The organism is Mesorhizobium sp. M7A.F.Ca.CA.002.09.1.1, from assembly GCF_003998555.1.
GTDB lineage: Bacteria > Pseudomonadota > Alphaproteobacteria > Rhizobiales > Rhizobiaceae > Mesorhizobium > Mesorhizobium ciceri.
The window spans coordinates 1-9425 of sequence record NZ_RZRR01000108.1; the positions used below are offsets into that span (position 1 = coordinate 1).

11 protein-coding genes are annotated in these 9425 nt (G+C 62.1%); 5 read left to right on the top strand and 6 right to left on the bottom strand.

Annotated elements, in window-relative coordinates; translation table 11 throughout:
• Together EN994_RS07395 and EN994_RS07400 are read left to right on the top strand one after the other, a co-directional pair.
• Positions 1 to 739 (top strand): S1 RNA-binding domain-containing protein (locus tag EN994_RS07395; RefSeq protein WP_127307462.1); only part of this gene is annotated, 739 nt, incomplete at its 5' end.
• 100 nt (positions 740 to 839) lie between these two features.
• Positions 840 to 1859, top strand: coding sequence for a class I SAM-dependent methyltransferase (locus EN994_RS07400; RefSeq protein WP_063169995.1), 1020 nt, complete (start codon positions 840 to 842; stop codon positions 1857 to 1859).
• A gap of 68 nt (positions 1860 to 1927) precedes the next feature.
• On the opposite strand, the gene EN994_RS07405 is transcribed toward EN994_RS07400, so the two are convergent.
• The 4 genes from EN994_RS07405 to fabA form a co-directional block, all read right to left on the bottom strand.
• On the bottom strand, positions 1928 to 3472 hold the full coding sequence (locus EN994_RS07405) for a bifunctional diguanylate cyclase/phosphodiesterase (RefSeq protein ID WP_027161757.1): 1545 nt from the start codon (positions 3470 to 3472) through the stop codon (positions 1928 to 1930).
• 207 nt (positions 3473 to 3679) lie between these two features.
• Positions 3680 to 4492 carry an enoyl-ACP reductase FabI gene (gene fabI, locus EN994_RS07410; protein ID WP_013527887.1) on the bottom strand — a complete coding sequence of 271 codons (813 nt, stop codon included), beginning with the start codon at positions 4490 to 4492 and terminating at the stop codon, positions 3680 to 3682.
• Positions 4493 to 4505: 13 nt separating this feature from the next.
• Positions 4506 to 5726, bottom strand: coding sequence for a beta-ketoacyl-ACP synthase I (gene fabB, locus EN994_RS07415; protein WP_024503470.1), 1221 nt, complete (start codon positions 5724 to 5726; stop codon positions 4506 to 4508).
• Between the two features lie 52 nt (positions 5727 to 5778).
• Positions 5779 to 6294 carry a 3-hydroxyacyl-[acyl-carrier-protein] dehydratase FabA gene (gene fabA, locus EN994_RS07420; protein WP_013527885.1) on the bottom strand — a complete coding sequence of 172 codons (516 nt, stop codon included), beginning with the start codon at positions 6292 to 6294 and terminating at the stop codon, positions 5779 to 5781.
• Positions 6295 to 6536: 242 nt separating this feature from the next.
• On the opposite strand from fabA, the gene irrA reads away from it, so the two are divergent.
• On the top strand, positions 6537 to 6968 hold the full coding sequence (gene irrA, locus EN994_RS07425; protein ID WP_024503471.1) for an iron response transcriptional regulator IrrA: 432 nt from the start codon (positions 6537 to 6539) through the stop codon (positions 6966 to 6968).
• Positions 6969 to 7014: 46 nt separating this feature from the next.
• Positions 7015 to 7422 (top strand): DUF4260 domain-containing protein, encoded by a 408-nt coding sequence (locus tag EN994_RS07430; RefSeq protein WP_063169996.1) that lies wholly within the window; start codon positions 7015 to 7017, stop codon positions 7420 to 7422.
• Here the strand turns inward: EN994_RS07430 and EN994_RS07435 are convergent.
• The gene (locus EN994_RS07435) at positions 7395 to 7955 is read right to left on the bottom strand and encodes an SH3 domain-containing protein (protein ID WP_063170456.1); all 561 of its coding nucleotides are present in this window, start codon (positions 7953 to 7955) and stop codon (positions 7395 to 7397) included. The two genes, EN994_RS07430 and EN994_RS07435, sit on opposite strands and share 28 nt — an antisense overlap.
• Positions 7956 to 8164: 209 nt before the next feature.
• On the opposite strand from EN994_RS07435, the gene EN994_RS07440 reads away from it, so the two are divergent.
• On the top strand, positions 8165 to 9166 hold the full coding sequence (locus EN994_RS07440; protein ID WP_013527881.1) for a D-glycerate dehydrogenase: 1002 nt from the start codon (positions 8165 to 8167) through the stop codon (positions 9164 to 9166).
• 47 nt (positions 9167 to 9213) lie between these two features.
• Here EN994_RS07440 and EN994_RS07445 read toward each other — a convergent pair.
• A partial coding sequence (locus tag EN994_RS07445) for a GNAT family N-acetyltransferase (RefSeq protein WP_164745834.1) occupies positions 9214 to 9425 on the bottom strand: 212 nt, incomplete at its 5' end.

A 9425-nucleotide genomic window follows, 5' to 3' on the forward strand; every position in this document is an offset into this window, starting at 1 on the left:
GATCAAGGAAGGCGAGCGTTTCGCCGTTCTATCCGACATCCTCGGTGACGAGGATCACCTCGGCGACATGGACTTCAAGGTCGCCGGCACCGCCAACGGCATCACCTCGCTGCAGATGGATATCAAGATCGAAGGCATCACCGAGGAGATCATGAAGATCGCGCTGGACCAGGCCAAGGATGGCCGCCAGCACATCCTCGGCGAGATGGCGCATGCTCTGACCGGCGCGCGTTCGGAACTGGGTGAGTTCGCACCGCGCATCGAAGTGATGCACATCCCGACCGACAAGATCCGTGACGTGATCGGCTCGGGCGGCAAGGTGATCCGCGAGATCGTCGAAAAGACCGGCGCCAAGATCAACATCGAGGACGACGGCACGGTCAAGATCGCTTCGTCCAATGCCAAGGAGATCGAGGCGGCGAAGAAGTGGATCCACACCATCGTCGCCGAGCCGGAAGTCGGCGAGATCTACGAAGGTACGGTCGTCAAGACCGCGGACTTCGGCGCTTTCGTCAACTTCTTCGGCCCGCGTGACGGCCTCGTCCACATCTCGCAGCTTGCCAACGACCGGGTCGCCAAGACCTCGGACGTGGTCAAGGAAGGCGACAAGGTCTGGGTCAAGCTGATGGGCTTCGACGAGCGCGGCAAGGTCCGCCTGTCGATGAAGGTCGTCGACCAGGCCACCGGCAAGGAACTCGCCCGCGACAAGAAGACCGAAGGCGAAGAAAACGCCGCCTGATTGGTCTGAGATCATGAATCGAAACGGGCGCGGCTTATGTCGCGCCCGTTTTCATTTTCAGCCTGGGTTTCAAAGCGCTTAGACAAGTCGAGATCGAACAATGTCCGCCGAGCCGTTGAAGACGCTTTTCCATCCCTTCGAGGCGGAGGCTGTTGCTTTGCCGGGAAAGGGCACGCGCGCCCTGTTTTTCGGCGCTGAGCCGGGTTTTCGCCTGCCTGAAGGCTTTGAGGCGACGCTTCACCTCGTACAGGGCTTCCGGCCGCATTTTAGCGTGCTGCAGGCGTCTGGCTTCGTCGTCACCGCGCAAGTGGAAGGCGATGGCTTCGATATGGCACTTGTGCTTGCCGGCCGGCATCGCGGCTTGAACGAAGTGCGCATCGCGCAGGCGCTTGAGTGCGTGGCGCCGGGCGGCCTGGTCGTCATTGCCGGCGGCAAGGACGATGGCATTGCCAGCCTGCGCAAGCGCGTTGACGAGCTTGTGCCGCTTGAAGGCCATTTGCCCAAATATCACGGCATTGCCTTCTGGCTGCGACGTCCCGCCGATCTGGCCGCCGCGGAAGAATTGCGCGCTGCCAACCCCGCTCTGCTGGTTGAAGGCCGGTGCCACACCGCGCCCGGCATGTTCTCGTTCGACCGGATCGATACCGGATCGAAATTGCTGGTCGAGAACCTGCCCAATGACCTGCGTGGCAGCATTGCCGATCTCTGCGCCGGCTGGGGCTATGTGGCGGCCGAGATCGCCGCCCGCTCCCCCGGCGTTCAGGCGCTCGACCTCTATGAGGCCGATTTCGCCGCGCTTGAAGCCGCGAAGCTCAATCTGGCAGCGGTCAGCCAGCCGACCGCCAGGAATTTCTTCTGGATCGATCTGCTGAAGGAACCAGTCGAGAAGCGCTACGACGCGATTGCCATGAACCCGCCCTTTCACCGCAGCCGGGCGGCCGAGCCGGAGATCGGCGCCGGCATGATCCGAGCGGCGGCCAAGGCCTTGAAGCCGGGTGGGCGGCTGTTCATGGTCGCCAACCGTCAGCTTCCCTACGAACCGATCTTGGCGGCTGTCTTTTCGAGCCATGCCGAACTCGCTCGTGACGGCATGTTCAAGGTGCTTTCCGCTCGTCGTTGAAGCATGATCCCGAAAGTGGATACCGGTTTCGGAAAAGATCATGCTCAAAAACAGATATCGCGTCGCACTCAATGCAGATTGGCAACGCGCCGGACCTCATCGGTGATATGCACGTCGCCGACCCTGATCTTGAGGGGGGCGGGCCTGCCATACAGGTAGCCTTGCACCACCTCGCAGCCGGCTGCCCTGAGCAGTGTCGCCTGGCTTTCGGTCTCGACGCCTTCGGCAATGATGCTGACGCCGAGCGCGCGCGAAAGCCCGACGATGGTCGAGACGACCGCGCCGGAGCTGGAATCTGTGTCGAGGCGGCTGACGAAGGACCGGTCGATCTTCAGCTTGCCGAATGAGAAATCGATCAGGTAGCTCAAATTGGAATAGCCGGTGCCGAAATCATCGACGGCGACCGAAATGCCGATATCCGCAAGCTCCTTCAGGATGGCGGCGGCGCGGTCGCGATCCTGCATCATCGCCGTCTCGGTCACTTCCAGTTCCAGCCGTGACGGCTTGATGCCGGTGCTCGTCATGGTGTCGCGCACGATGCCGACGAAGTCCTTGGTCATGAACTGGACGGGCGAGATGTTGACGGCGACGAAGCAGTCGTCGGGCAGATGCCGGGCGTCGCTGCAGGCTTTGCGCAGCACCCATTCGCCGATCGGGCCGATCATGCCGGTTTCCTCGGCGATCGGAATGAACTCCATCGGCGGGATCATGCCGCGTTCCGGATGCCGCCAGCGGATCAGCGCTTCGTAGCCGACGATGCGGCCGGTCGGGAGATCGAGCTGCGGCTGGTAATGAAGGTCGAAGTCACCGCGCTCGAAGGCTGTATGCAGTTCGGATTCGATCCACTGGCGATGGTCGGCGACCCTGCCCATTTCGGCATGGAAGACGGACCAGTTGCCGACGCCGCTGGCGCGCGCGTTCTGCAGCGCCAGATTGGAGCGGCGCAGGATGAGGACGGGATCGACACCGTCCTTTGGCATCGCCACGATGCCGACCGACAGGCTGACCGATTGCAGGTGCGTACCGAGATCATAGGGCTCCATCATCTCGTCGATGAGCCTCTCTATGGTGCTTTCCAAGGACCCTGCGACTTGGTTGTCGGGGAGCAGGATCGCGAATTCACCGGCGCCGATGCGTCCGATCAGCGCGCGCGGCGGCACGCACGTCTTCAAGCGCTTGGTGAAGGCGCGGATCAGCTCGTCGCCCTGGCTGTAGCCGATGGCGTCATTGATCTGCTTGAACCGGTCGATGTCGATATCGATGAGGAACATCGGCTCGCCGGTCCGGCTGGTCGCGCATGCCGCCTCGGCAATCTTGCCGACCATCGCCGGACGTGCCACCAGGCCGGTCAGCTTGTCGAAATGGGTTTCCGTGAAGACGAAATCCGCCGATTCATCGACGCCGGCGAAGAAGGACATCGCGGCGACCGACGCCGCCAGTGCGCAAAGAGCGGCCATCACCGAGACCATCATGTCGGCGGAGATGCCGGCAAAGCCATCGCCGAGACCGAGCTTCAGGCCCCAGAGCCCGAGGACGAAACTGCCGAGACCCGAACTCGCTATGGTGAGCAGTCGGAACACCGGTGTTCGCTTCGGGTTGCTGACGGCGAGCATTGAAAGTTCCCCTGAGTACGGAGCTTTCTACCGGATATCTCCTTAAAATGAGTTTCCGCGAATGAATCCAATTTTATTGGACCGGAAGTATTTCTTGAGCGGATCAATGCGACTGGCGCTGAAACGGGGTTTAGCCGCGCGCTTTAAGCTTCGTGTTTTCAGATGTCCGCCATTTCAAAACCGTCGCGCACCTTTGGCCGACAGGCGTTAGTCTCGCCCGCCGTCGGTCTGCTTCAATTCGTCGAGCGTCGGCATGGAAACGATGTGATAGCCGGAATCGACATAGTGGATTTCGCCGGTAACCCCGGAAGACAGATCCGACAACAGATAAAGCGCCGAACCACCGACCTCGTCGATGGTCACCGTGCGGCGCAGTGGCGAGTTTCGCTGCTGGTAGGAGAACATGTGGCGGGCGTCCGAAATGCCGGCGCCGGCGAGCGTGCGCACGGGCCCAGCCGATATGCCGTTTACCCTGATGCCGCGCGGACCGTAATCGTTGGCGAGGTAGCGCACGCTGGCCTCCAGTCCGGCCTTGGCGACGCCCATGACATTGTAGTTCGGCATGACGCGGACGGAGCCCGCATAGGTCAGCGTGATCATCGATCCGCCGTCCTTCATCAAGGTGGCCGCATGGCGGGCGACCTCGGTGAAGGAGTAGCAGGAGATCACCATGGTGCGGACGAAATTGTCCCGGCTGGTGTCGGCGTAGAGGCCTTTCAACTCGTTCTTGTCGGAAAAGCCGATGGCGTGGACGATGAAATCCAGCCCGCCCCATTCGTTGCCCAGGGTCTCGAACGTGGCGGCGACCGAAGCGCTGTCCTCGACGTCGCACGGCACGACCAGCGAGGCGCCGAGCTTGTCGGCCAGCGGCTTGACCCGGCGTCCGAAGGCATCGCCCTGATAGGTGAAGGCGAGTTCCGCCCCGTGTTCGGATAATTTCCGGGCGATGCCCCAGGCGATCGAATGATCGTTGGCGACACCCATGACAAGCCCGCGCTTGCCCTTCATCAATCCGTCCATGGCCGGCAAATCCTTATGCGGAATAGCGCTGGAAAACGAGCGTGGCGTTGGTGCCACCGAAGCCGAACGAATTGGACAAAACAGTGTCGATCCTGGCGTCGTCGATGCGCTTTCGCACGATCGGCATGCCCTCGAATTCGGGGTCGAGGGTCTCGATATGGGCGCTTTCGCCGATGAAACCGCCCTGCATCATCAGGATCGAGTAGATGGATTCCTGCACGCCGGCCGCGCCCAGCGAATGGCCGGTCAGCGACTTCGTCGAGGTGATGTACGGCATCTCTGGGCCGAACACCTCGCGGATGGCGCCCATTTCCTTGGAATCTCCCACCGGCGTCGAGGTGCCATGGGTGTTGATGTAGTCGACCGGCGTGGAAACCGTGGCCAGCGCCTGGCGCATGCAGCGGACCGCGCCTTCGCCTGAAGGAGCAACCATGTCGTAGCCATCCGACGTCGCGCCATAGCCGACGATCTCGGCATAGATCTTGGCGCCGCGCGCCTTGGCATGCTCAAGCTCTTCCAGCACCAGCACACCGGCGCCCCCGGCAATGACGAAGCCGTCGCGATTGACGTCATACGCACGGGAGGCGGTCGATGCCTTGTCGTTGAATTTCGACGACATGGCGCCCATGGCGTCGAACAGGTCCGACATCGTCCAGTCGAGATCCTCGTGGCCGCCGGCGAAGACGATGTCCTGCTTGCCCCATTGGATCAATTCATAGCCATTGCCGATGCAATGCGCCGAGGTCGAACAGGCCGACGAGATCGAGTAGTTGACGCCGTGGATCTTGAACCATGTGGCAAGCGTCGCCGATGCGGTCGACGACATTGCCTTCGGCACCGCGAATGGACCGATGCGCTTGGGACTGCCGTTCTTCAGCGTCGTTTCGGCAGCTTCGACGATGGTGCGGGTGGATGGTCCGCCCGATCCCATGACGATGCCGGTGCGCTCATTGGTGATGTCGCTCTCGCCGAGGCCCGCATCCGCGATCGCCTGGTCCATGGCGACGTGGTTCCATGCAGCACCCTGGCTCAGGAAGCGCATCGCACGGCGATCGATCATCGCCGATGGATCGAGCGTCGGCGCTCCCCAGACCTGGCAGCGGAAGCCGTGTTCGGCGAAGGAATCCGAGAAGCTGATGCCTGATCTGGCGTCATGCAGCGAGGCTTGCACCTCGTTGGCATTGTTGCCGATCGACGACACGATGCCGAGGCCTGTGACTACGACACGTCTCATTCGCAACTCCTTCCAGGGATGCTGGCCAAAGGGGGCCGGCCAGGGGTGCCGGTCAGCCGACCGCCGACTGCTTGGACAGACCGACTTTCAAATCCGTTGCCGCGTATATGGGTTCGCCATCCGCCTTCAGCCAGCCATCGGCGATGCCGAGCACCAGCCGGCCCCGCATCACGCGCTTGAAGTCGATGCCATATTCGACCTTCTTCACCGAAGGCGTGACCATGCCCTTGAATTTCACTTCGCCGGTCGACAGCGCCATTCCCTTCCCGGGTTCGCCAAGCCAGCCAAGATAGAAGCCCGTCAGTTGCCACATGGCGTCGAGGCCGAGGCACCCCGGCATGATCGGATTGCCGATGAAATGGCAGGCAAAGAACCACAGGTCCGGCTTGATGTCGAACTCCGCGCGGATGAAACCCTTCTCGAAGGCGCCGCCGGTCTCGCTGATCTCGGTGATGCGGTCGAACATCAGCATTGGCGGATAGGGAAGCTGGGCGTTGCCCGGTCCGAACAGTTCGCCGCGGGCGCAGGCCAGCAATTCGTCGTACTCGTAGCTGGATTTACCCGCCATCAATCTCATCCCATATCGTTCCGGGCCATCGGGTGCCCTTGTCGTTGGTTTCCTAACACAATCTGTTTCAGGCCGGAAACCGGCGTTTGCGCTTAGCCTGCTCGTCTGCCTGGGTCAATGCGCGCTATTGATCGCATTCGGACGACAGAATATATGTCCTGAGAGGTCCGGTTTCGGCAGACGTTCATTTTTTTGCCATTCTGGGCGTGTCTTGGGGCGGAACTGTGGGGTTCGACGAGAAGATGGACCTGGACGGCCGGAAGGAAAATGTCGCTGTGGACAAGCGGGTCCGTGAAGCCGGGCTGAGGCCGACGCGTCAGCGCATTGCGCTGGCCGATCTGCTTTTCGCCAAGGGCGACCGGCATCTGTCGGCCGAGGAACTGCACGAGGAGGCGGTTGCCGCCGGCGTGCCGGTGTCGCTGGCCACCGTCTACAATGCCCTTCACCAGTTTACCCAGGCGGGACTTTTGCGCATCCTCGCCGTCGAAGGCGCGAAAACCTATTTCGACACCAACACCTCCGACCACCACCATTTCTACATCGAAGGCGAAAACCGTATATTCGACATCGACAGCGGTCCGGTGACGGTTGCGAACCTGCCGGAGCCTCCGGAAGGGATGGAGATCGCCAATGTCGACATCGTCGTGAGGCTGCGCCCCAAACGCCGCGAATGACTGGCGAGGCCGGAATCATCTGCCAAGCCAGAATTATCGGCCAGGGATGAAACCCCTCGATCTCGTAATCCGGCTCGAATGGGCGATCGTGGCACTGGCTGCCGTCATTTTCTACGGTTCGACCGGCATCTCCTGGTGGCTCTTCGGATTGCTTATCCTGGCGCCTGACCTATCGATGTCGGGCTATCTGGCCGGTCCGCGCGTCGGTGCCCTTGCCTACAACGCCTTGCACATCCTGATCGTGCCCGTGCTGCTGCTGCTCGGCGGGCACATGTGGGGCAATGCGGCCGCGATGGCGGTTGCGCTGATATGGATCGCCCACATCGCCATCGACCGTGCGCTGGGCTACGGTCTGAAGCTGCCGACCGGCTTCCAGGACACCCATCTCGGCCGTATCGGGCATAAAGCCAGGACCGCGAAAGAGAATCAGTCCTTGACCCGTTCGCCGGGATAGGCGCCCCAGACGACCGACTGGGCAAGCCAGCCGGTGTGGCCGTCGAACGTCATTTCGCACCACTGGCCGTCGCAGGATTTGATCGTACCCATGACGCCAGGTTCGATCATCGCGACCACCCTTGCATCCTTGTCGGGGCTGTTGAGAAGATTGATCCGGGTGCCCTTGCCACGCTGCCATGGTGCGACGATTGCCGTGCGTCGGCCGGAAAGCAGCGACTGGTTGATCCAGCCTTCCGAACCATCGGCATCGCGCACGCGGCGCCATGTGTCGAATTCCTGGATGATCTCCATCGGCAGGCCGGCCTTCATGTACATCCAGTCGACCGAGTAGTTGGCGCCGGGGCCGACGCGCGAGTTGACGCGGCCGGATTTCAGGCTGACGAATCGCGGCAGCGGCAGGCCGCTCGGCCCGAGCGTGACGACGCTCTGGGCAGGTGCAGCCGCACTCTGTGCCGCCGTAAGCGGAGAATAAAGCAGAGCGCCGAAAAATGCTGCACTGAGGGCCAGGCGAAGCGACGCGAAACCAGACACTTTCATTCCTTTCGGCGCTTGCCTCGGCGCCCCTTTTTCTTTGTCTTCGGCGGCACCGCTTGTTACATGGGTAATCGGCACCGCGACCGGCTTTCAGTTTCGCCGGTCTTGGTTAAAGAGGTCTCAACGAGATCGGGTTAGAGCAATTCCAGCAAACCTGTGAAGCGGTTTTGCGTTCGGAATTGCGGCAAATACTCGAGAGGGAAACAATGGCAGGCAAAAAAAGGCCTCTCGTCGTCATCACGCGCAAGCTGCCCGACCCGGTCGAGACCCGCATGCGCGAACTGTTCGACGCAAGGCTGAATGTCGAGGACCGGCCGATGACGCAGCCGGAACTGGTCGCGGCGGTCAAGGAAGCCGACGTTCTGGTGCCGACCATTACCGACAATATCGACGCGGCGCTGATCGCTCAGGCAGGCGACAACCTCAAGCTGATCGCCAATTTTGGCAACGGCGTCGACAAGATCGATGTCGCGGCTGCGGCCAAGAGGGGCATCACCGTCACCAACACGCCGAATGTCCTGACCGAAGACACCGCCGACATGACGATGGCGCTGATGCTGGCGGTGCCGCGGCGGCTCGCGGAAGGCGCCAATGTGCTCACCGGCGACAAGAAATGGGCCGGCTGGTCGCCGACCTGGATGCTGGGCCGGCGCATCTGGGGCAAGCGGCTCGGCATTGTCGGCATGGGGCGGATCGGCACGGCCGTAGCCAGGCGGGCCAAGGCCTTCGGACTGTCGATCCACTATCACAACCGCCACCGCGTGCTGCCGGCCGTGGAAGACGGGCTGGAGGCGACCTATTGGGAAAGCCTCGACCAGATGCTGGCCCGCATGGATATCATCTCGGTCAACTGTCCCTCGACGCCGGCAACCTTCCATCTGCTTTCGGCGCGGCGGCTGGCGCTACTGCAGCCCACCGCCTATGTCGTCAACACCGCGCGCGGCGACATCATCGACGAGGAAGCACTGGTCAAGCTGATCCAGGACGGCAAGATCGCCGGCGCCGGCCTCGATGTCTACGAGCACGAGCCGGCCTTGAACGGCAAGCTGCTGAAGCTCGCGGCCAAGAACAAGGTCGTGCTTTTGCCGCATATGGGCTCGGCGACGCTCGAGGGCCGTATCGACATGGGTGAAAAGGTCATCATCAACATCCGCGCCTTCGTTGACGGCCACCGCCCACCAGACCGCGTGCTGCCGCTCAGGACCTGACACTGTCGCGGTGCGATATCCGTGGCCCACAAACCGTAAGATAAGACTTACGGGAGAGCTTTGCGCATGGTGATCGAGGTCGGCCTGGCATAGCCGTCATGCGCCGTCCGTCCAGTTTCGCGAAAGCCGAGGCGAGCAAAGGCCGCGTGGTTCGCGGTCAACTCGATCCGCGTCTGAAGCTCGATGGCGGCCTTGCCGCGGCCGCGGGCAAGGTCTTCGACCGCCTGCATCAGCCGCCGGCCGATGCCTTGTCCCTGGC